This is a genomic window from Paenibacillus cisolokensis, from assembly GCF_050481165.1.
GTDB lineage: Bacteria > Bacillota > Bacilli > Paenibacillales > Paenibacillaceae > Paenibacillus_AH > Paenibacillus_AH cisolokensis.
The window spans coordinates 1-21627 of record NZ_JBCNFP010000032.1 but is presented as its reverse complement, the minus strand read 5'-3'; the positions used below and the strand labels follow the sequence as shown (position 1 = coordinate 21627).

Genomic DNA, 21627 nt, shown 5'->3' with positions numbered 1-21627 from the left:
CATTATAATCATAAGGAAACAGGCTTGTCCAATCGTGAAGAGGGGGCGCGAAGCGTGATTTTTTTGCGATATGAAAGTTTCCGCGGCTACTTGCGGTTATACCCGGTCAATTCGGCGCTCATTGCGCTCAATCTTGTCATGTTTATCGTACTGCTGTTTAACGGCGGCTCGCAAAACCAGGAGACCCTTGTCCGGTTCGGAGCGTTTCTGTACGGGTATAATGATCCTTACGGCTTGGCCGAACCGTGGCGCTACGTGACATCGATGTTTTTGCATTACGGATTCGAGCATTTGCTGTTTAACATGTTTTCGCTGCTCGTCTTTGCTCCGCCGCTCGAACGTCTCGTCGGCTCGGCTCTTTACGCCGTCTTCTATCTGCTCAGCGGCATAGGCGGCAACGTCCTGAGCGTGATCATGGACAGCAAGCCGTATGTCATGGCGGTATCGGTGGGCGCATCCGGCGCCATATACGGCGTGTTCGGAGCGTTTCTGTTTCTGGCGACGATGCGCAAACATTGGCTGGACGAAGCGTCGCGCAAGACGATCTATACGATGCTGATTATCGGCATCGTGTACTCTTTGCTGATGCGCGGCGTTAATCTTTGGGCCCATATTGGCGGAGCGATCGTCGGTTTTGTCCTGTTGTATGCGCTTGACCGGAGAGTGAACAGACGGTTGGGTCGACGACCTTAGGGACAGGAGAGATTAGAACATTTATGGAACTGCGGCAGCTTTATTATTTTGTGAAAGTGGCAAGAAAGGAGCATGTGACGCAAGCTGCGGAGGAGCTTCATGTGGCGCAGTCGGCGGTTAGCCGGCAAATTCATCAGTTGGAAGAAGAGCTTGGCGCGAGGCTGTTCATTCAGAAAGGCCGGAATTTGCAGCTGACGCCTGCCGGACAGCTTTTCCTGAAGCGGGTGGAGGAGATTCTGGCCGACCTGGAGCGGGCCGTTCTGGAAGTCCAGGAGTTTCTGGACCCGGAAAAAGGGGAGATCCGCTTCGGATTTCCGCACAGTCTCGGCATTTCGGTCATTCCCCAGGTGGTGGCGTCGTTTCGCAAGCTCCATCCGAATGTGCGCTTTCGTTTTCGACAAGGGATGTATCCGTCGCTGATCCGCGACTTGATGAAGGGTGAAATCGATCTGGCTTTTATATCCCCACTGCCGGACGACCACGAAGGGGTGGCCGGGGATGTGCTGCTGACCGAAGAGCTGTTCGCGATATTGCCGCCCGGCCATCCGCTTGCCGAAAAGGAATCGATCGATCTCATCGAACTGAAAGACGAGATGTTCGTCCTGTTCAGCGAAGGCTACTCGCTCCGCCCGATCGTATGGGAAGCTTGCCACAAGGCGGGGTTCAAGCCGAAAATCGGTTTCGAGGGCGAAGAAACCGAGACGATCCGGGGACTTGTCGCAGCCGGAATGGGCGTCAGCCTGCTGCCGGAGATGGCGCTTCAGCATCAGGGACCACTTCACCCGGCAATGGTAAGGCTCCGCTCGCCGCAGGTGACGCGGACGGTCGGCGTCATCTGGCGGGCGAACGAGAAGCTTCCGCTCGTGGCCAAAGTGTTTCACCGTTTTCTGCTTGATTTCTTTGCGAAACGAAAGACGGATTAGGCCGCCCTGCCGTGCGCAGGGGCGGAACAAACGCAAAACCGCCGCATGCAGGACGCATGCGGCGGTTTTGCGTTTTTGTCGCCGTTATTCTTCGCGGCTGGAAGTAAAGATCATAATATACTTGATCAATTCAAGCAGCGAGATCAGCGCTGCGGCGACATATGTCAAGGCCGCGGCATTCAGCACTTTGGCGACGCCGCGCTCTTCGTCGTTCGTAATGAACCCTTCGGCGATCATCAGGTCGCGCGCGCGGCTGCTGGCGTTAAACTCGACAGGCAGCGTGATGAGCTGAAACGCGACGGCAACCGAGAAGAAGATGATGCCGAGGCCGATCAGACCGGTTGCATTGAACAGGAAGCCGGCAATCAGCAAAAACGGCGCAGCGCCCGAGGCGATATTGACGACCGGGAAAATCCGGTGGCGCGCCACCAGCATCGGATAATGAACCTTGTGCTGGATGGCATGGCCGACTTCGTGGCAAGCTACCGAAATAGCGGCGATCGAGCTTTCATAATAGACCGGCTCGGACAGCCGGACGACACGGTTAATCGGGTCGTAGTGATCGGTCAGCGCCCCGCGCACCGGCTCGATCGGGACGTCGTGCAGGCCGTTGGCGTCAAGCATGCGGCGGGCGGCTTCGTAGCCGGTCATGCCGCTCATGGCTTGTACTTTGGCCCATCTGTTAAATGTGCCTTTAACCCGGAATTGCGCCCAAAGCGACAACCCGAAAGCGATAATGATGAGGAAATCCATCGGGTGAAAAAAATACATTCGTATCCCTCCATCTGAGTCGTTGTAGTATGTGCTACATAAAAGGTCCTTTATTCGATAAGAACATCAGCGCTTCGATGCATGCCGCCGTTTGCGGCATCAGCCGCGTAAGAAGCCGGTTTACCTGCCGGGGCTTCATCTTCCGGATAACAGGCTCAAGCTCCTTCACTTCCCGTTCCAGCTGTTCCAGATGAAGCTGCAGATCGGTAAGTTTCTTCGAAACTTGCTCCTCGGGCGTAACCGCGCTCCAGCTGTCAAGCAGATGCTTGATTTCTTCGAGCGAATATTTCTGCCGCTTCAATTGTTCAATACGCTCAAGCCGCAGTAAGGTTTCATCCCCGTACAAACGATAATTTTTGGCTGACCGGCTTGCCGGTTCGATTAAACCGATGGAGGTATAATAATCGATTGTCCGCGGACTTACGCCTGCGAGCTTGGAAAGTTCCCCGATCCGGTAGAGCCGCTGCTTATCCCCATCTTCATTCACCACCTTTTCCGGTACTGCAGTCATGCTTGATTACCGCTCGGAAAGCATACGCGCATGGCGCAAATAGGACCAAAGACTTTCCGACGGCATGAAAAGCTTCCGCTGGAATGCGGCCGCTTCTCGTCGAACAGATTTCGATGAAAGCCCAATTTTTATTTTTCATTTCTTATCCTATGATAATCGGAAAATAACCATACAGTCAAACGTTATGCTTTTTTTGGGCGAATACAATCCGGCAATCAAGTCATGAAAGGTTACATAACAAAACCGGATTGTACGTGTCAAGCCGCCTTTTTCTGAAAGAACAACGGATATCCGCCGTATCCTTGAGCTAAATCCTAACATTCAGATCATTTCGAAGGACGAACGTTAGATTTATTTGCAAAATGATCGAAAAATATATTGTCAAAACGAGACCTTATGACTATAATGACATTAAGATTTTCATTTAAAGTAATAAAACATGACACGAGGAGTGATTGTAGTGCTCAAGAGATTATTGTTGACATCGAGCCTGCTGTTGCTGGCTTTTCCGGCGATGGCTTTCGCGGAAGAACCTGCGGCCGCCACGCTGGATATGGGGCTGAACACGATTTGGATCATGCTCTCATTCATTCTGGTATTGCTGATGCAAGGCGGCTTTATCCTGCTGGAATCCGGATCGACCCGTATGAAGAACGCCGGCCATGTGGCAGGCAAAACGATCTTCACGCTGGGACTCGGGACACTGGTCTACTGGGCATTCGGTTACGGTATCGCCTACGGCGGCGACAGCCCGCTCAGCAGTTTGTTCGGATGGGGAGACTTTTTCTACAACCCGGCGATCGCCGCCGGTGAGGGCGACGCCTTCCCGCCGGCCGTATACTTCCTGTTTCAGCTGGCTTTCGTCCTGATCTCGCTTTCGATTGCATGGGGCGGCTTCGCGGAACGCGCCAAACTGTCCTCATATCTGATCTTTACCTTGTTCTTCGCGGTGATCATCTATCCGGTGATCGCGCACTGGATCTGGGGCGGCGGCTGGCTGGCCGAAGACGGCGCGCAAGACTATGCGGGCTCGACGGTCGTGCATCTGACGGGAGCGATCGCCGCCTTTGCCGCCACCGTGCTGCTCAAGCCGCGGATCGGCAAGTTCAACAAGGACGGCTCGGCGAACGAGATTCCCGGACATAATCAGGTGTACAGCGCACTGTCCGTACTTCTGCTGTGGGTAGGCTGGTTCGGCTTCAATGCGGGCAGCGCGCTCACAATCGGCGACGGCTTTCTCGGATATGTCGCCTTCACGACGATGCTTGGCGCAGGGGCGGGCGCCGTATCCGCGCTGCTTATCTCGTGGGCGGTTCAAGGCAAAGCCGACATTACGACGATGTTGAACGGAACGCTGGCGGGGCTTGTCGCCATTACGGCTTCCTGCGCCTTCGTCGAACCGTGGGCGGCGGTCGTCATCGGTCTTGCGGCCGGCGTGCTCGTATTTTACAGCGTGAAGTTTTTCGAGAAGCTGAAAGTGGACGATCCGATCTATGCCCTCTCCGTGCACGGCATGGCCGGCATCTGGGGGACGCTCGCCAACGGCATCTTTGCGACGCAAGAGTTGGCGGAGAAGGTCGGCGTCGGTCAAGGCGGTCTGATCGATACGGGAAGCTGGAGACAGCTGTGGGTGCAATTTGAAAGTGTCGTCGTTTCCGGCGCATATGCGCTGGTCCTGTCGTTCGCCATTCTCTACGTCATTAAGAAAACGGTCGGCTTCCGCGTAACGGAGGAGCAAGAAATTATCGGTCTCGATATGAGCGAGCACGGCTCGTACGGCTATCCGGAACAAATGAAAAAAGTCGAGAGTTTTTAAGGCTGGAAATGGTATAATCCCCTGAGATGCGATCGATGTTCGTTCATAGAAGAGGGGAGAGAGGCCGATGAACGATTCGGATTGGAGCCGGCTGCTCATGCGGATCGGTTCGGCCGAAGACGCGCGGGACTTGCGCGGCATGCGGAACGAAATTTACGCGCTGTCCGCCGCCTGTCCCGCATCCGGCGCAATCGACGGCTATTACAGGCGGCTCAATGCGGCGCATGACGCGATCGTTCGCCGGGCGGTCCGGCTGGCGGAAGCGGAAACGGCACGGTCGGGGATCGGATCTCCGCCCGTGCCTTACGCATATATGCTGTTCGGCAGCGGCGGACGCGGGGAACAGACGCATGCAAGCGATCAGGACAGCGGCCTAGTATACGAGGATCGGCCCGAGCGTGCGGAGGAGGCGGAGACTTATTTTGCGCATTTGTCCGGGACTGTCGTCCGCATGCTGGTGGAAGCGGGTTATCCGCCCTGCGAAGGCAACGTAATCAGCCGCAATCCGGCATGGCGCCGCTCGCTTGGCGAATGGAAGCGGCAGCTGGACGAATGGTTCGCCGATCCGACCTGGGAGGCGGTCCGCTACTTGCTGATTGTGGCCGACGGCCGCTGCGTGGCGGGGGACGAACGGCTGGTGCGGGAATTGAAAGAGTACTATTACGGCAATATGCCCGTTCACCCCGTTATCGTGGGCCGAATGCTGGACAATACGATGCGGCACAAAGTATTGGTCGGCGTATTCGGCCAGCTGCTGAAAGAACGGTACGGCGAGGATTCGGGCAGCCTGGACGTGAAATACGGCGCCTATATCCCGATGGTAAACGCCGTTCGGCTGCTGGCGGTGCAGGCGGGGCTCCACGAAACGTCGACGCTGCGCAGGCTGGAAAGGCTGCGGGAGGCCGGCTGGCTCGACGAGGACGAGAAGTCTGCATACGAAATGGCGTTTCTGCTGTTCCTCCGGCTGCGGCTGATGACGACGGAACGGACGGAAGACGGGGTAAGGACGAGCAACGGCATGGTCTCCGCCGCCAAGCTGACCAAAGACACGGTAGACGAGCTGAAAGAAGCGCTGCGCATCGGCAAACGGCTGCAGCGTGTTGTCCGGAAACGGACATTGGGTGAGCCGGGCGGTCCGCACAGAGGAGGTCGAACATGAAAGAGCAGAAAGGCGTCGGACGCATGTGGCATCTGTACAAGCTCGGAGGTTTCGCGCCGGCTGTCGCTTCGATGCTCGGCGCCCAGAACGCGCAGCAGATGGCGTTCATCCGTTCGGTTGCGAAGGAGCAGCGCAAACAGTCGATGCTGGATACGCCGCTGCAGGAGCTGGAAGCGGTCGTCTTCGATCTGGAGACGACCGGTTTTAATCCTTACGGCGGCGACGAAATTATTGCGATCGGAGGCGTGCTGATGCGCGGCGGCGAACGGGTGGCCGATGGGACGTTCTACACGCTCGTCAATCCGCGCCGCCGCATACCGCTTCATATTATCGAGCTGACCGGCATTACGAACGAGATGGCGGCGGAGTCGCCGGATTTGCTGCAGGCGCTGCACGATTTTATGGAGTTTGTCGGGAAGAGGCTGCTGATCGCTCACGGCTCGAAGCATGACAAGCAATTTTTAAGCGCGGCGTTGTGGAAAACGTCGAAAGTCGCGCTGAATCACCGGGTGCTCGATACGATGATGGTGGCCAAATGGCTGGAACCGGGCCGGCCGGCCTACGGGCTGGACGAATTGCTCGAAAGCGCGGGCATTCCGATCGAAAACCGGCATCACGCGCTGTACGATTCACTGATGACCGCCGAGCTGTGGCGGTCGTATTTGCGCCGCATCCGCGAGCGCAATATTATAACGCTCGGCGATCTATACGCTTATTTGAGCAACCATTAGCGGATCGAAACGTCCTGCGGTCACCCGGTAAGCGCGCAGCTCGGGGCTTTCCGGCCGGCGAAGCGACAAGATCCAGCACGTGAGCCCGCTCAATCCGGCCGCTCCGGCAGCATCCTGCAGCGACGGAACCGGTGCAGTCCGGGGATGGGTATGGTACCAGCCGACGACCGTGTGGCCGTCCGCCTGAATGCGGCAGAACGTCTCGACCCATTCGGCCGGGTCGAACGCGAAGGCGCGCCCGGGCGCCGGATGGGCGTTGCGGAGCGCTATTGCCGCATCTGCGGCGGCCGGGCATCCGTCCGACGCGCCGCGGCGAATGAGCAGTCCGCACGCTTCCTCCGGCCATGAGCGCCGTCCGTGAAGGAGAAGCGTACGGTAAGCGGCGTCCGTAATATAAGCTGTTCGTTCGGGATGGCGACAATTCGATTGCAGATCGGCGATATTCGGCATAAGCGGCAGTTCCTTTGCTGCGGGCGAAGCGGGAAAGCATGAAAGCTTAAAAGCTTCGGCCGTCATTTTGTCATGTCTGCCGTTTATTATACCAGCTTCGCGTCCGCCCGGCTTGATCGTTTGCCGCGGAAGAGCCGTCGGGCTGTACGGACCGGGACTAGCCGCTCGTCTTGGCCGGCGGACGGATCAGCCAGCAGACGAGGCCGAGACCGAGCAGCGACAGCGCCGCCACCGAACCGAACAGCACCGCCACGGACAAGCCGGCCAGCCAGGTGAAAATCGGCGGGCCGAAGGCGACGCCGAAGAAGCGGAGACTGCTGTACAGCGACGTGATCATGCCGCGGTGGCTGCGGTCGACCGCTCCCGTAATGAGTGTGTTCAGGCAGGGGAGCATCATTCCGGTGCCGATGCTGCTTAACGTCAGCAATCCGATCAGCAGGACGATGAGCTTGTAGCTGAAGATGGCTGCGGCGAGCGAAGCGGCCATTAGAACGAGCCCGATGATCATCAGCCTGCGCATCAGCTTCCCGTTGTTTTTCAGTACGCGGCCGGTCGTATAGGCGGTAATGACGAGGCCGAGCAGCGGGATGGCGAGCACGCCGCCTTTGGCGATGCCGTCGATATTGTAGGGCGGCTTCTCCAAAATATCGGAAAGATGAAACAGTACGCCGAACAAAATGAACAGGCCGAGCGAGCCGACGAAGAAGCAAGGCAGCAGCCATCTGCCCTTTTGCCTGAAAATGTCCTTGATGTCGGATACATAGGTTTTGACGCCGATCTTTTGGCGATTATCGGCTTTCGGCTCCGAAATAAGCGTCCAGACGGCAACGAGCGAAGCGGCGCAGAAGACCGGGAACGCGAAGAAAGGGGCGTACCAGACGATGAGCGCAAGCAGCGAACCGAGTATCGGGCTGATCACTTTGCCCGCCCCGTTGGAAGCCTCGATCAGACCGAGCGCCTCGCTTTCCTCGCCGTTCTTGTACTTGTCGCCGATCAGCGCCATCGCGATCGGCGACGTGCCGGCCGCCGCCAGCCCCTGCAGCGATCTGCCGGCAATCAGCGTCGCGTAGGAACCCCATATGGCGCCAAGGGCGCTTACGATGCCGGCCGCGCCGTATACGGCCAGAGAAGGCAAAATCACCTTCTTGCGGGTGTAGCGGTCGGATAAATAGCCGAGTATCGGGATGAAAATGCCTGCGGTAACCGAAAATAACGTAATCACGAGACTGGCTTGAAATGACGAAATGTTCATTTTCTTTTCCATGTCCGGCAAAATCGGCACCAGCATCGAATTGCCGAGCACCAGGACGAGCGGCACCGTAGCGAGCGCCGCGTATTCCGCCCATTTGCCTTTGCCGCCGCTTTTGGCTTCCGCCCCGTCTTTGCCGCTCTTGAAATCGGCCGTTCTCAATCGTCCGGTCCCGAATGAACCGATTCCCCGCTTCGTTTTCTCCATTGCCCGAGACTCCTTTGTTTTCGTCTGGTTTGACGGTTTAGTGATAAAATGCCCTTCCGCTTGAGTCTCCATTCCCCGAATGTTAACATGAATAGGAGAAGGCGATGGCGATAAAGACAGGGAAAGAAGGGAACGCCTTTGAAGCGCACAATCGGAATTTTGGCGGTCGTTGCGGTGCTGGCGGCGGTCGCGATCTATCAGTATGCGAATGAGCGAAAAGAACTGGCCGGGCCGGACGGAGCCGCGCCGGCTGCCGTTTCGGACGAGGAAAAGCCGAAACCGGGCTATGCGGCGCCGAAATTTACGCTGCCGAACCTTGCGGAGGAAGAGGTGGCGGTAGGCGGGCCGTCGGATAAACTCGTCATGATCAATTTTTGGGCGTCCTGGTGCGGCCCTTGCGAGCTGGAAGCGCCGGATTTGCAGAAGATCCATGAAATATACGGGGACCGTTTGACGTTATACGGCGTGAATTCGACAAAGTATGACCGGGAACGCGATGCGCGGAAATTTGTCGAACAGATGAATCTGACGTTTCCGATTTTGATGGACCGGGAAGGAACGGTAACGAAGCTTTACAAAGTGGATCAGGAATTCCCGACCACGGTGCTGGTGAACCGGGACGGCCATGTCGTGGAGCGGGTCACCGGCGTCATTCCGCTCGATCAATGGAAAGCGATAATCGAACAGCACTTGTCCGCCTCTTGAACCGGCGGGGAAGACGCAGCAAGGGCTGCGCCCGTATTGTCTGCCGTGACGATACAGGCGCAGCCCTTGTTCGTTTGAATGTGCGGTATAGGCGCGCGGCCTTTTAATGGTTGACCAATCCGAGCTGTTCGCGTACCGGGGTCGAAACTTCGACGGGCTCCATCCCGATTAACGCATAGCGGAAACTGTCGACGAGCGCCTCCCAGCTGGCCTCGATGACGTTGCTGGACACGCCGACCGTGCTCCATGTGTTCTGGAAGTCGGTCGATTGGATGAGGACGCGCACCTTGGCCGCCGTCGCATCTTTCTCGTCGATCACTCTGACCTTATAGTCTGTGAGATGGATGTCGTTGATTTTCGGATAAAATTGCACGAGCGCCTTGCGCAGCGCATGGTCGAGCGCATTGACCGGACCGTTGCCCTCGGCTACCGTATAGACGCTCTCGCCGCCGACCGTAATTTTGACGATCGCTTCGGACACCATATGATCCTTCGATTTCTCCACAAGCAGCTTCAGCGATTCCAGCTCGAATATGACGGGTACTTCTGCGAACGCTTCGCGAAGCAAAAGTTCCAGCGAAGCATCGGCCCCTTCGAACTGGTAGCCCTGATGCTCCAGATCTTTGATGCGGTCGATAATTTCCTTCGTTTTGTCGTTGTTGGCCGTAATATCGAGCCCGAGCTCCTGCGCTTTGGAAATGATGTTGCTTTGTCCGGCCAGTTCGGACACGAGAATGCGCTGCTTGTTGCCGACCAGCTCCGGCTTGATATGCTCGTACGTTTTGGAATCCTTCAAAATCGCCGATACGTGAATGCCGCCCTTGTGGGCAAAAGCGGCGTTGCCGACGTACGGCTGGCCGACCGGCATCGCGACATTGGCGATTTCGCTGACATAACGGGCGGTGCTCGTCAGCTGCTGCAGCTGCTCGGCCGAAATGCACGAATAGTTCATTTTCAGCTGCAGGGTCGGGATAATCGAGCATAGATTGGCGTTGCCGCACCGTTCGCCGTAACCGTTGATCGTCCCCTGGACTTGCTTTGCGCCGGCTTGTACGGCCGCGAGCGAGTTGGCGACGGCAAGCTCGCAGTCGTTATGGGTATGAATGCCGATCGGCGTCTTCAGCTCGCCGCAGACGCGGGTCACGATATCGTAAATTTCGCCCGGCAGCGTTCCGCCATTCGTATCGCACAGAACGAGCCAATCGGCGCCCGCTTCCTGCGCCTTGCGCAGCGCGGCAAGGGCGTAGTCCGGGTTATGCTTGAACCCGTCGAAGAAGTGCTCCGCATCGAATATCGCTTCGATCCCGCGGCTTTTCAGAAAGGCGATGGAATCGTAGATCATGGCGAGATTTTCTTCCAGCGTCGTCTGCAGCGCAGTATGGACGTGAAAATCCCATGTCTTGCCGACGAGCGTCGCGGCCGGCACGCCCGACTCGATGATGCGAAGCAGGCTCGCGTCGCGCTCGGCTTGCGCGTTTTTGCGCCGCGTGCTTCCGAATGCGGTAATTTTCGCCCGCAGGTTCAGGGATTTGACCCGTTGGAAAAATTCGATGTCTTTGCCGTTGCTGCCCGGATTGCCGCCTTCTATATAGTGGACGCCCAATGCGTCGAGTTTCTGGGCGATTTTCAGTTTATCGTCGGCCGACAGGCTGATCCCTTCTCCTTGCGTGCCGTCGCGCAGCGTTGTGTCAAAAATCGAAATGGCATTGGTCATTTCCGGGACGCCTCCTCATTTCATTCACGAAGCCGGATTAATGGCGAAAAAAGCCGTTCTCCGGTCAATATTCCCTATTATAGCACTACAGGGACGAAAAGTAGAAGGGTTTCAGCCGCCTTTTCCGGTTGATTAACCGGAGCGGCTTCGGTATGCTGAAATCAATCGCAGAAAACCGGAACGTATATTCGGAAGGAAGGGGAAGAGAGCATGGCCAAGGCTGGCGGGCGCATTATTTTGCATATCGATATGAATGCTTTCTATTGCTCCGTGCATGAAGCGGAAGACCCGGAAGCCTACAAGGACAAGCCGACGGCGGTGGCGGGAAGCGTGGAGCTGCGCAAAGGAATCGTCGTCACGTCGTCCTACGCCGCCCGCCGCCGGGGGGTCAAGACCGGGATGACGGTCCGCCAGGCGCTCCGGCAATGTCCCGAGCTTGTGCTCATCCGACCGGATTTCGACCTGTACCGCAAATACTCGCGCGGATTTATGGATATAGCGCGGCAGTATACGCCGCTTGTGGAGGCGACGAGCATCGACGAATGTTACCTGGACATTACCGGCTCCGGGGCGTTCGGAGAACCGCTCGCCATCGCCGAGACGATCCAGCGCCGCATCCGGACGGAATGGCAGCTGCCCTGTTCGATCGGGGTCGCGCCGAACAAGCTGCTGGCGAAAATGGCTTCGGACATGCGCAAGCCTAACGGGCTGACCGTGCTGCGCATCCGCGACGTGCCGCGCCTGCTGTGGAACAAGCCGTGCGAGGCGCTGTTCGGCATCGGGGGGAAGACGGCGGCCAAGCTGCGCAAACTGAACATTCGCACGATCGGGGAGCTCGCGGCCGCCGACGAGGAGCTGCTGATCCGGTATTTCGGGGTGTACGGCTCATGGATGAAAAATGCGGCGCACGGCATCGATCATTCGCCGGTGCAGCCGGTGCGCGGGCGCAATAAATCGATCGGCCATACGACGACGCTGCCGAGCGATGTGCGGGAGAGAGCGGAAGCGCATCGGGTGCTGCTTAACCTGGCCGATCAGACGGCGCGCCGTATGCGGCGGCAGAAGCTGATGGCGTCGACGGTGCAAATTACGGTGCGCCGGCCGGACATGTCGACGATTACCCGTTCGGAGACGCTCGAATCGCCGACCGAAACGACCGCCGACATCTATGCCGCCGCTTGCCGGCTGTTCGACCGGCATTGGCCGGAAGGAGAGCCCGCCCGTCTGCTCGGCGTCACACTGCAAAATTTGACGCCGCGCGAAGAAACGGCCGTACAGCTCGATCTGTTCAGCTACCGGGAGCAGCCGCGGAAGGAGGCGCTGACGAGAGCGATGGATCAGCTGCGTGACAAGTACGGCGAGGATGCGGTGTTGACGGCCGGCATGCTCGGCGACGATCCGTCGGCGCTCATCCGCAATAAACGAATTCGCGGAACATCCTTGCAAATGGACGAGCATTTGTTATATAGTGAGGAATGAAAAGACCAGAAAAGCTATGAACTTTGGTCGTATTTGACGCATAGAATTGCTTCCTGAAATAGAAACAGAAAGTAAGGCGGCAAGGGGAATTCGAGGAGGGAACACCATTGGCCAAATTTACCTGGGTAGACAAAGATACATGCATCGCGTGCGGCGCTTGCGGAGCGACGGCTCCCGATATTTACGATTACGACGATGACGGTCTGGCGGAAGTCATCTACGGAGGAGACAACAACCGCGGCGTGACGGAAATTCCGGAAGATCTGTACGACGATCTGCAAGACGCTGCGGACGGCTGCCCGACCGATTCGATCAAAATCGCGGACGAGCCTTTCGACAACTGAATGACGCATCAATCGGCTTGCGAAGCCTGCTCCTTTCCCTTTCCGGGCATGAGGGAGCAGTTTTTTTTTCTGTTCGATTTACGATCCCGGCCGGAATGCCGATACTTATGATAAAAGAGGAAACGGCGGGGGGCGCGAATGGAAGGCTCGACCGATATCGATTATTTGAAAACTTATGTCAGCAAGCATCCCGACAACCGGATGGCCTGGTATTTGCTTGGGAAAGCTTACGAAGAGCGGGGCAAGGAAGCGAAGGCGAACTACTGCTTCCTGCAATCCGGCGATGTGTTCGAGGCGTTCGAACGGAAGCGGCATCCGCTGGCCGACGAACCGGAAGTGCTGATCGGAGAATGGAACCGCCGGCGCAAGCGGCGGACGGCCTTGCGCCGCGCTATGCTCGTCGCCGCGCTGCTGCTGCTCGGCCTGACCGGCTCTCCCGCCGCACCGGAGGAGCGAATCGGTCCCGCGGAGCTAAGGCCCGGCGAGACGGTTGAGGAAGGGCAGGGGAGGCAGCGCCTGACGGAAGGGGAAGAAGCGTGGAGCATGGGCACGGCCGCCGGGCTTGCCGTAGCCTTTGCCCCGCGCGGCTCCGAGCCGGCGCTGACGGCGCTGCTGGGCGCCCGGGATGCGGATTACGGCATCGCCGCGAAAATGGAGGAGGCCGGCGTCTGGCGGCGCTGGGACGGGGATACGCGCATTTTGCTGACCGTCAGACGGGAGAACGGCGACGGACGATGGCTCGTCCGGACGCATGATGCCGCATGGTGCCGCTGTATGCCGGCGGAAACGGGCGATGCGCCGAGGCTGCTGCGCGAGTGGAGCGGACTGCAGGAGCAGCGCTGGACGCTTGCGAGCGCCATCGCGCACTACGAGCGGCTGCGCGGACGGCTTCCGCGCGGTCTGAGCGAGCTTGTGCGGCCGTATCCGGACAATATGCTGTCGGGGGATACGCCCGAAATGCGCGCTATGTTCCCCGAATTGCTGCGTTCGTTCGCCAAGGCGGACAACGGCACGGCGGACAGCGGCGGCGGAGATTCGTCCCTCGGACTACCGGACGGGACGGCAAGCGCAGCAAGCGGGCTGCCGGACGAACCGCTGCGCATTCTCGTCGATACGTCGCGCCACCGGCTGGCCGTCGTCACCGGTGATGTGATCGTCCGCGTCTATCCGGTCGGACTCGGAGGGGAGCGGACGCCGGAAGGAACGTTCGCCATTACCGAAAAGGTGAAAAACCCGAACGGGCGGGACGACGGGCCGTTCGGCAGCCGGGGGATGACGCTGTCCGACACGCCGTATGCGATCCATGGCACGGACGAGCCGGAGACGGTAGGGGGCGACAATTCGCTCGGCTGCGTCAGAATGCTGCGGAAAGATCTCGAAGAGCTGTACGATCTTGTGCCGATCGGCACGGAGGTCGTTATTAAAAAAGGGATCATTCCCGCCGCTCCTGCCGTTCCGCGCGAACGGTTCGCGCTGGAGCCGCAGGAGGATGAGACCAATCCCGGTAAAGTGTACGACTGGCTGTAACCTTTCCGTCAGTTGAAAATAAGCAGGAGGGCCATGCCGATGATGACGACGCCGATGATCGAGGCGGTCCAGATGATCGCTTTTCGGTTCGGTTCTTCCGGCTGCCTCGATCGGAGTGTGGGCGGTTTTCGTTTGGCTGCGCTCATGCGTAATCACCTTTCTTACTATTATTCTATTATAAAAAATAATGCCGTATATATAATCCCATTGTAATCGTTTCCCGATAAAGCCGCAACCGTGCCGCCTCCCGGTTTTCAGGCGGCCGACGGTCCGGAACGTCCGGCGGCTTAGTCGTCCGGCGGCTCTTTTCTTTTGACCCGGAACGAGATAAACTGGTTGGTAGTACCTTTTTTATCGCGAGAACGGAGTGAGCGAGTTTGCTTTATGAAAAAATAGCCAAGCCGGTCCTGTTTCGCATGGACCCCGAGAAAGCCCATCACCTCGTCATCGACGGGCTGTATGCGGCCGGCCGGGTGCCGGGCATGACCGGCTTGATGCACGCCATATGGGGGGTGCGGGAATCGCCGGAGCTCGCCGTCGAGCTGTTCGGCCTGCGGTTTCCGCATCCGGTCGGCCTTGCCGCCGGCCTCGACAAAAATGGCAAGGCGGTCGACGGCTTCTCCAGCATCGGCTTCGGTTTCATGGAAGTCGGAACGGTCACCCCGAAAGGCCAGCCCGGGAACGAGCAGCCGCGGCTTTTTCGTCTGCCGCCCGACGAGGCGCTCATTAACCGGATGGGCTTTAACAACGACGGCGCCGAAGCGATGGCCGAGCGGCTCGCCCGCCGAAAGGTGCGGCGGATACCGGTGGCGGTCAACATCGGCAAAAACAAGACGACGCCGAACGACCGGGCGCACGAGGATTACCGCGCCTGCATCCGGACGCTGTACGACAGCGGCGATCTGTTCGTCGTCAATATCAGTTCGCCGAATACGCCCGATCTGCGTGCGCTTCAGCACGGGGACGAGCTGCGCAGGCTTCTGGACGCCGTGAACGGAGAAATGGCGGCGCAGGCGGCGAAGCGCGGTCAGCGGGCCAAGCCGGTGCTGGTCAAAATCGCGCCCGATATGACGGACGAGCAGCTCGCCTATACGGTCGAAACGATCGCAAGCAGCGGCATTTCCGGCATTATCGCCACGAATACGACGTTGTCGCGCGACGGGCTGACGCATCCGAACCGCGGCGAAACAGGCGGACTGAGCGGCAAGCCGCTCAAGGACCGGTCGACGGAGGTCATTCGCGCCATATACCGGCAGACCGGAGGCAAGCTGCCGATTATCGGTTCGGGCGGCATTTTTACAGCTGCCGATGCATACGATAAATTTCGCGCGGGAGCGAGTCTCGTGGAAATATATACTTCGCTGATATACCGTGGGCCGGGCTTGCTGCGCGAGCTGACGGACGGGCTGAAAGCCTTACTGCGGCGGGACGGATACCGCAATATTGCCGAAGCGGCGGGGGCCGATCATATTTAGACAGGAGGCGGCCGAATGGACGGTAGAGATTGGAATCTGTTCTTGCAGCCTTACGAACAAGCGGTCGAGGAGCTCAAGGTCAAATTCAAAACGTTGCGCACCGAGCTCAAGATGAGAGAAGCTTATGCGCCGATCGAATTTGTCACCGGCCGTGTAAAAAAAATATCGAGCATACTGGCGAAAGCGAAGCTGCTGGGCGTCCCGATGGACCGGCTGGAGGTCGGCATTGAAGATATCGCCGGCATCCGCATCATGTGCCAATTCGTCGACGATATCCGGCGCGTCGCCGATTTGATCCGGGCGCGCAAAGATTTGACGCTCGTTTACGAGAAAGATTACATTACGAATTTTAAAGACAGCGGCTACCGCAGCTATCATATGATCGTCGAATATCCGGTGCAGACGGCGCTCGGCTTGAAGCGGGTGCTGGCGGAAGTGCAAATCCGCACGCTGGCGATGAATTTCTGGGCGACGATCGAGCATTCGCTTAACTATAAATATAAGCAAAGCTTGCCGGAGGATGTGCGGGAAAGGCTGAAGAAGGCGGCCGAGGCCGCGTTCCAGCTCGACAACGAAATGTCCAGCATCCGGAGGGAAATTATCGATTCCCAGCGCGAGTTCGAGGAACGCTCGAACATCGTCTCGCGGGTGCTGAACGGCATACAGGATCTGTACTTTTTCCGCCGCGTGCGGGAAGCGGCGCAATTTCAGCTCCGGTTCAACGAACTGTACGAAGCGGAGGACATTATCGCGCTCGAGCGGCTGTCTGACGATATCCAGGCGGCGATTTTGCGCGCCAAGAAAAGCGGACTGACATGACGGGCGAAAAGCGCGGCGAAGGCTTTCACGGCGGCGGAGATGCCGGCGGCGCGCAGCATCCGGCGTATGACGAGAAGTATGCGCGGTACATCGCGTTGTTCAACTTCCGGCAGGCGTATTACGAGTGCCATGACGAAATGGAGGAGCTGTGGCTGGAGGAGGGACGCGACCCGTTCTGGCAAGGGTTGCTGCAGGCAGCCGTCGCGCTTCATCATTGGCGGGGAGGCAACGTATCCGGCGCGGTGAAGCTGTTTCGCGGGGCGATCGGCAAGCTGTCGCGGTATCCCGCCATCGAACGGGGGCTGAATGTGGCGGATTTGCTCGAGAAGTCGGAAAGGGCGATGAGGACGCTGTCCGCCTGGCTCGCGGATTGGCGGAAGGCCGGCGGCGATACCGCGAAGCCGGGAGAGCTTCCGGCAGCGCCGCCGTTCGAGCCGTTCGCGCTGACCGTCGCCGATCCCCGTCTTGCCGACCTCGTTTCCGAGACGGAGGCGCGGCTGCCGAATACGGAGGAAGAGTCATATTGAGTTGATCGGACCGGTCATGATGATGTCGATACCGTCCCTTGTCGGGGCGGTATTCGAACGTGTACGGTTCGCACAGCGTTCCGCGCCGACGGCAAAGGCTGCGCCGGGAATCGTACTACGCGGGTGCGCGGTAACGGTCTAGGAGGTTTTGCATGAAGTTGCCCGAACGATTTGTCGAGAAAATGAGACGGCTGCTCGGACCGGAAGCCGAAGCGTTCTTCGCTTCGTACGACCGGCCGCGCCATTACGGCCTGCGGGTGAACGGGCTGAAGGCGGAACCGGAGCAGTGGCGGGCCGGATCGCCGTTCGGCGGGCGGCTTGCGCCCGTGCCTTGGGCGAAGGGAGCCTATTATTACGACGGCGAGGACCGGCCCGGCAAGCATCCGCATTATTATGCCGGACTCTATTACATTCAGGAGCCGAGCGCAATGGCGCCCGCCGAGCTGCTCGATCCGAAGCCCGGCGACCGCGTGCTTGACTTGTGCGCCGCCCCGGGCGGCAAATCGACCCAGATCGCTTCCCTGCTGCAAGGGCAAGGTGTGCTGGTCGCCAACGACAATGCCGGAGAACGGACGAAGGCGCTTGCCAAAAACATCGAGCGCGCCGGCGTGCGCAACGCCGTCATTACGAACGAAGAACCGGCGGCGCTGGCTGCCCGCTTCGCCGGCTGGTTCGACCGGGTTCTGGTCGACGCGCCTTGCTCGGGGGAAGGGATGTTCCGCAAGGACGAATCGATGATTGCGGAATGGGAGAAGCATTCGGTCGAACGATACGCCGTCATGCAGCGGGATATTTTGCGCCATGCCGCCGCGATGCTGAAGCCGGGAGGCACGCTCGTCTATTCGACTTGCACCTTCTCGCCGGAGGAGAACGAAGCGCAAATCGCCGCCCTGCTCGCCGACGACCCGAAGCTGGAGATCGTGCCGGTGGCGCATGCGTACGGCTGGTCGCCGGGGCGGCCCGAATGGGTCGGCATGGCGGCGGCCGGACAGGACGGTATCGATGCGGACAAGCTGGCCGGGCTGGCGGGCACGGTGCGGCTGTGGCCGCACCGCACCGAAGGCGAGGGGCATTATGTCGCCGTCCTCAGGCGGCGGCCGGAGCCGGACGCGGATGGACAAGGCGAGGCGGGAGAGCGCATAGCCGGACGGGAGGAATCCGGCAGGGACGAAGCCGGCAGGGAGGAACGAATCGGACGCCGGTCGGGGCGAAGAGCGGAACGGAACGGCGGCAATTCCGGTTATGAAGCGGCGCGCCCGCATGCCGGTTTCAAGAATGGCGGAAAGACGGACAAGTTTTCCCGCCGGGACGGCGCGCTTTACGGCCGCTTACGCAAAGACAGCACGGACGGAGGGCGAAACGGACTGGCGTCCGACCCGATCGCCTGCTGGATGGCGTTCGCCCGCGACCATCTCCGCGGCGCCGAACGGTGGGAAGGCCGGCTTGTCAATTATGGGAGCCGCGTCTACCTGCAGCCGGACGGGCTTCCCGGTCTGGACGGACTGAAGGTCGTCCGGGCGGGCTGGTATTTGGGCGATGCGGCACGGGGACGCTTCGAGCCGTCGCAAGCGCTGGCGATGGGGCTGAAAGCCGAAGAGGCGGTGCGAACGGTCGCGTTCGACTCCTCCGGAACGGACATTGTCCGTTATCTGAAAGGAGAGACGATTCACCTCGGGGCGGATCGCGCCGGAAGCGGCGGCAACGGGTATGCGCTTGTGCTGGCCGACGGGCATCCGGTCGGCTGGGGGAAGATCGCGGACGGCATGCTGAAAAACGCGCTGCCCGCAGGATGGAGGATGATCTGACGTGGCCAGGACGATCCGGCTGGATAAAATGCTCAGCCATATGGGATACGGTACCCGCAGCGAAGTGCGCAAGGCGGTGAAGCAGGGGCTCGTCACCGTGGACGGAAGACCGGTTAAAGACAGCGGTATGGCCGTCGATGCCGGGACGCAGGATGTCCGGTTCGGAGGAGAGCGGGTTCTGTACCGTGAATTTATTTATTTGATGATGAACAAGCCGCCCGGCGTCATATCGGCGACGGAGGATGCGCGGGAGCGGACGGTCGTCGACCTGCTTTCGCCGGCGGACGCGGCGCTGCAGCCGTTCCCGGCGGGGCGGCTCGACAAGGATACCGAAGGGCTGCTGCTATTGACGAACGACGGGCAGCTTGCGCATCGTCTGCTCTCTCCCCGCAAGCATGTGCCGAAAACATACGAAGCGAAGGTGGCGGGGAGCCGGACAGTCGGCGATGCCGATGTGCAGGCATTCGCGGCAGGCGTCAAGCTGGACGACGGCTATGTCACCATGCCGGCCGAGCTGGAAGTGAAGGAAACCGATGAAGGGCCGGATGGCCGGGCGATATCCGTCGTCCGCCTGACGATCCGGGAAGGCAAGTACCACCAGGTAAAGCGGATGTTCGAGGCGGTCGGACTGAAGGTCGTTCATCTTCGCCGGCTGTCGATGGGGCCGCTGGTGCTCGATGCGTCGCTTGCGCCGGGCGACTATCGCGAACTGACGGAGAAGGAGTTGCGGCTTCTGCAGCTGGACGGATGACCGATCGGGAACGCGAAAGCGGATTTCGGCGGCGCATGTGCGGGCTGATGGGGAGCAGTTGACAGGCGCAAGCTTATGAGCGCAAGCTGATAGGCGCAGCCCGGTGGAAAGAGCCGGGTTGAGGAAATATCAGCTTGTGAAAGAACGGGCTTGAAGCGAGCCTGTCTGAAAGTCGACAATCGGGTACGGCTTTAGGTTGAGAAAGCATCTTGTTCATAAGCATGGAAAATGAATTGGAGGCGGCAGGGAGATGGGTTTACATTACGATATTATCGCACTCGACGTGGATGGAACGCTGCTGACGGACGATCACAAGCTGACGCAGGGCACATGCGAAGCAATCCGCGAAGCGGCGCGTCGCGGTGCGGAGATCGTACTGTGTACGGGAAGGGGGCCGGGCGGGGCCATCCCGGTTCTGGAGGAAATCGGGCTGGAGGGCACGATCATCACCCATAACGGCGGGGCGACGGTCGAGACGGCGAAACGGAAAGTAATCCATCAGTATACGCTGCGCGAAGAGCAGCTGCAGGTCTTTGTCGACTATTGCCGACGGCACGAACTTCACTTCGACATCAGCACGGCATTCGAGGTGCTGGTCGAGCGGTTGACGCCGGAGATCGAAGAAATATACGGGCAGTTCCATATTCGTCCGACGCTGCGGCAACCGGGCGCGGCGCTGCCCGGTGAGCCGGTCAAAATGACCGTGTCCGGGCCGAAGGATATGATCGATGAAGTCGAACGGGACTGGAACGGCTGGAACCATGAGCTGCAATGGATACGCAGCGGGGAATATTTCATCGATGTGCAGCACCGCTACGCAACCAAAGGAAGGGCGCTCGAGCAGCTGGCGCGCATTCGCGGCGTGGACCGCAGACGGATTATGGCGATCGGCAACTATTATAACGACATCGGCATGCTGGAGATGGCGGGACTCGGCGTGGCGGTCGCCAATGCGCCCGAAGCGGTGAAATCGTCGGCGGACGTCGTCACGAGCTCTAACGCGGAGGAAGGGGTTATGCGGGCGCTGCTGGAATACGCCTGGGACTAGGCGGCCCCAGGGAGCTGCGAGGCCGGACCGGTAGCGAAGACGGAGGCTGTGCAGCGAGATGGTTTGCGAATGTGCGGCAATACGGGCGAAAGCCGCCGGGGCCAGAGACCCCGGCGGCTTTCGATTGTTCTTGAGAAGTGATTAGTACAAGATTCCGCGGGTTACGATAACCAGCAGAATAAACAGGACCAGGATCACACCTACCGATGTAAAACTACCAAAGCCGCCTCCGTAAGCACCAGACACGTAAATTCCTCCCTGTATAGTATTCCGGTGTGGGTCGTCCATACTTGCATGTTGCTTACTAGCCGGTATACAGTATCATATGGCAATCGGCGCAAAAAGATTGACCCATATCCCGATTACGACCAACTTGGGCGATTGCTCCAGACGCCGGCGCAGACGGGGAGAACAGACACCTGGCCGCCGGCGGCAGAAGCCGTGTGCCCGGCTATGTTACGGCCGTCTGAGCCCTTTGGGCAGATGGTTTTTGATCTGTCCGCCGCTCGCCTTGCCCCAGCCGAGCGGCAGGCCGCCCGCCGCCACGAGGCCCCAGCCGCGAATGCCGTCCGGCGCGGGGAGCGTCTCCCCGCGCAGATAGGCGGCGATTTCCGGGGCCTCGGGCGGATAGGTCTGCACCCAGGCGGCCGCGTCCGCGGCCACGGCGAGCGCGAGCGCATGCGCGGGCTCGAAGCGGCCTTTGCGGACGTCGCCGAGGTGCAGACCCGGGCGGGCGACCTTGAGGCCGTCCAGGTCGCCCGCCCCGAAACGGCTGCCGGCGTCATGCGGCAGCCAGTAGAGCGCGTCGCCGAAGCGGAGCGGCTCGCCCGGCCCGAGCGTCAGGCCGGGCAGCGCTTCCGCGGCGAAGGCGCGCAGCAGTGCGAGCGCGGCGGCGTGGTCGCCGCCTCCGCGCGAGTCCCGGC

23 protein-coding genes are annotated in these 21627 nt (G+C 59.6%); 15 read left to right on the top strand and 8 right to left on the bottom strand.

The window, feature by feature from the left end; genetic code table 11:
• Window positions 1-54: 54 nt before the first annotated feature.
• Both ABEV74_RS06525 and gltC read left to right on the top strand, forming a co-directional pair.
• A complete protein-coding gene (locus tag ABEV74_RS06525; protein ID WP_062494206.1) occupies window positions 55-693 on the top strand; it encodes a rhomboid family intramembrane serine protease in 639 nt (212 codons plus the stop codon).
• Window positions 694-716: 23 nt separating this feature from the next.
• Window positions 717-1616 carry a glutamate biosynthesis transcriptional regulator GltC gene (gene gltC / locus ABEV74_RS06520; protein WP_430144540.1) on the top strand — a complete coding sequence of 300 codons (900 nt, stop codon included), beginning with the start codon at window positions 717-719 and terminating at the stop codon, window positions 1614-1616.
• 84 nt (window positions 1617-1700) lie between these two features.
• On the opposite strand, the gene ABEV74_RS06515 is transcribed toward gltC, so the two are convergent.
• Both ABEV74_RS06515 and ABEV74_RS06510 read right to left on the bottom strand, forming a co-directional pair.
• Complete coding sequence (locus ABEV74_RS06515) at window positions 1701-2387, bottom strand: zinc metallopeptidase (protein WP_430144537.1); 687 nt, start codon at window positions 2385-2387, stop codon at window positions 1701-1703.
• A gap of 34 nt (window positions 2388-2421) precedes the next feature.
• Entirely contained in the window at window positions 2422-2898 is a 477-nt protein-coding gene (locus ABEV74_RS06510; RefSeq protein WP_062494199.1) for a MerR family transcriptional regulator, read from the bottom strand.
• Window positions 2899-3358: 460 nt separating this feature from the next.
• Here ABEV74_RS06510 and ABEV74_RS06505 point away from each other — a divergent pair, with 460 nt between their 5' ends.
• From ABEV74_RS06505 to ABEV74_RS06495, 3 genes are all read left to right on the top strand, one after another.
• Window positions 3359-4714, top strand: coding sequence for an ammonium transporter (locus ABEV74_RS06505; RefSeq protein ID WP_062494197.1), 1356 nt, complete (start codon window positions 3359-3361; stop codon window positions 4712-4714).
• 67 nt (window positions 4715-4781) lie between these two features.
• Entirely contained in the window at window positions 4782-5873 is a 1092-nt protein-coding gene (locus tag ABEV74_RS06500; protein WP_213528375.1) for a DUF294 nucleotidyltransferase-like domain-containing protein, read from the top strand.
• Entirely contained in the window at window positions 5870-6604 is a 735-nt protein-coding gene (locus ABEV74_RS06495) for an exonuclease domain-containing protein (RefSeq protein WP_062494193.1), read from the top strand. Before ABEV74_RS06500 ends, ABEV74_RS06495 begins: the two co-directional genes overlap by 4 nt.
• Here ABEV74_RS06495 and ABEV74_RS06490 read toward each other — a convergent pair.
• Both ABEV74_RS06490 and ABEV74_RS06485 read right to left on the bottom strand, forming a co-directional pair.
• Window positions 6578-7054: a M67 family metallopeptidase gene (locus ABEV74_RS06490; protein WP_430144533.1), complete on the bottom strand. Its 477-nt coding sequence runs from the start codon at window positions 7052-7054 to the stop codon at window positions 6578-6580. The genes ABEV74_RS06495 and ABEV74_RS06490 overlap by 27 nt on opposite strands.
• Before the next feature lie 157 nt (window positions 7055-7211).
• On the bottom strand, window positions 7212-8510 hold the full coding sequence (locus ABEV74_RS06485) for an MFS transporter (protein ID WP_430144530.1): 1299 nt from the start codon (window positions 8508-8510) through the stop codon (window positions 7212-7214).
• Window positions 8511-8648: 138 nt separating this feature from the next.
• Between ABEV74_RS06485 and ABEV74_RS06480 the strand changes: the two genes are divergently transcribed.
• Window positions 8649-9215: a TlpA family protein disulfide reductase gene (locus ABEV74_RS06480; RefSeq protein ID WP_430144527.1), complete on the top strand. Its 567-nt coding sequence runs from the start codon at window positions 8649-8651 to the stop codon at window positions 9213-9215.
• Between the two features lie 103 nt (window positions 9216-9318).
• On the opposite strand, the gene cimA is transcribed toward ABEV74_RS06480, so the two are convergent.
• The gene (cimA, locus tag ABEV74_RS06475) at window positions 9319-10929 is read right to left on the bottom strand and encodes a citramalate synthase (RefSeq protein WP_430144524.1); all 1611 of its coding nucleotides are present in this window, start codon (window positions 10927-10929) and stop codon (window positions 9319-9321) included.
• A gap of 210 nt (window positions 10930-11139) precedes the next feature.
• Here cimA and ABEV74_RS06470 point away from each other — a divergent pair, with 210 nt between their 5' ends.
• The 3 genes from ABEV74_RS06470 to ABEV74_RS06460 all read left to right on the top strand — a co-directional run bounded on the left by ABEV74_RS06470 (window position 11140) and on the right by ABEV74_RS06460 (window position 14279).
• A complete protein-coding gene (locus tag ABEV74_RS06470; RefSeq protein ID WP_062494184.1) occupies window positions 11140-12408 on the top strand; it encodes a DNA polymerase IV in 1269 nt (422 codons plus the stop codon).
• A gap of 107 nt (window positions 12409-12515) precedes the next feature.
• Window positions 12516-12752 (top strand): ferredoxin, encoded by a 237-nt coding sequence (locus tag ABEV74_RS06465; RefSeq protein ID WP_062494182.1) that lies wholly within the window; start codon window positions 12516-12518, stop codon window positions 12750-12752.
• 138 nt (window positions 12753-12890) lie between these two features.
• Window positions 12891-14279 carry a L,D-transpeptidase family protein gene (locus tag ABEV74_RS06460; RefSeq protein WP_430144521.1) on the top strand — a complete coding sequence of 463 codons (1389 nt, stop codon included), beginning with the start codon at window positions 12891-12893 and terminating at the stop codon, window positions 14277-14279.
• Between the two features lie 8 nt (window positions 14280-14287).
• Here ABEV74_RS06460 and ABEV74_RS06455 read toward each other — a convergent pair whose 3' ends face one another.
• The gene (locus ABEV74_RS06455; protein ID WP_201024036.1) at window positions 14288-14425 is read right to left on the bottom strand and encodes a hypothetical protein; all 138 of its coding nucleotides are present in this window, start codon (window positions 14423-14425) and stop codon (window positions 14288-14290) included.
• Window positions 14426-14656: 231 nt separating this feature from the next.
• On the opposite strand from ABEV74_RS06455, the gene ABEV74_RS06450 reads away from it, so the two are divergent.
• From ABEV74_RS06450 to ABEV74_RS06425, 6 genes are all read left to right on the top strand, one after another.
• Window positions 14657-15754: a quinone-dependent dihydroorotate dehydrogenase gene (locus ABEV74_RS06450; protein WP_430144519.1), complete on the top strand. Its 1098-nt coding sequence runs from the start codon at window positions 14657-14659 to the stop codon at window positions 15752-15754.
• Between the two features lie 15 nt (window positions 15755-15769).
• Window positions 15770-16573: a GTP diphosphokinase gene (yjbM, locus tag ABEV74_RS06445; protein ID WP_062494177.1), complete on the top strand. Its 804-nt coding sequence runs from the start codon at window positions 15770-15772 to the stop codon at window positions 16571-16573.
• The gene (locus ABEV74_RS06440; RefSeq protein ID WP_430144517.1) at window positions 16570-17100 is read left to right on the top strand and encodes a DUF309 domain-containing protein; all 531 of its coding nucleotides are present in this window, start codon (window positions 16570-16572) and stop codon (window positions 17098-17100) included. The genes yjbM and ABEV74_RS06440 overlap by 4 nt, the downstream gene beginning before the upstream one ends.
• Before the next feature lie 152 nt (window positions 17101-17252).
• A complete protein-coding gene (locus ABEV74_RS06435) occupies window positions 17253-18905 on the top strand; it encodes an RsmB/NOP family class I SAM-dependent RNA methyltransferase (protein ID WP_430144514.1) in 1653 nt (550 codons plus the stop codon).
• A gap of 1 nt (window position 18906) precedes the next feature.
• Entirely contained in the window at window positions 18907-19656 is a 750-nt protein-coding gene (locus ABEV74_RS06430; protein ID WP_235593191.1) for a pseudouridine synthase, read from the top strand.
• Window positions 19657-19906: 250 nt separating this feature from the next.
• The gene (locus tag ABEV74_RS06425) at window positions 19907-20704 is read left to right on the top strand and encodes a Cof-type HAD-IIB family hydrolase (protein WP_430144512.1); all 798 of its coding nucleotides are present in this window, start codon (window positions 19907-19909) and stop codon (window positions 20702-20704) included.
• A 141-nt stretch (window positions 20705-20845) separates the two neighbouring features.
• On the opposite strand, the gene ABEV74_RS06420 is transcribed toward ABEV74_RS06425, so the two are convergent.
• Window positions 20846-20950, bottom strand: coding sequence for a dihydroorotate dehydrogenase (locus tag ABEV74_RS06420; RefSeq protein ID WP_430144510.1), 105 nt, complete (start codon window positions 20948-20950; stop codon window positions 20846-20848).
• A gap of 210 nt (window positions 20951-21160) precedes the next feature.
• The coding region (locus tag ABEV74_RS06415) for an RsmF rRNA methyltransferase first C-terminal domain-containing protein (RefSeq protein WP_430144507.1) at window positions 21161-21627 on the bottom strand (467 nt) is incomplete at its 5' end.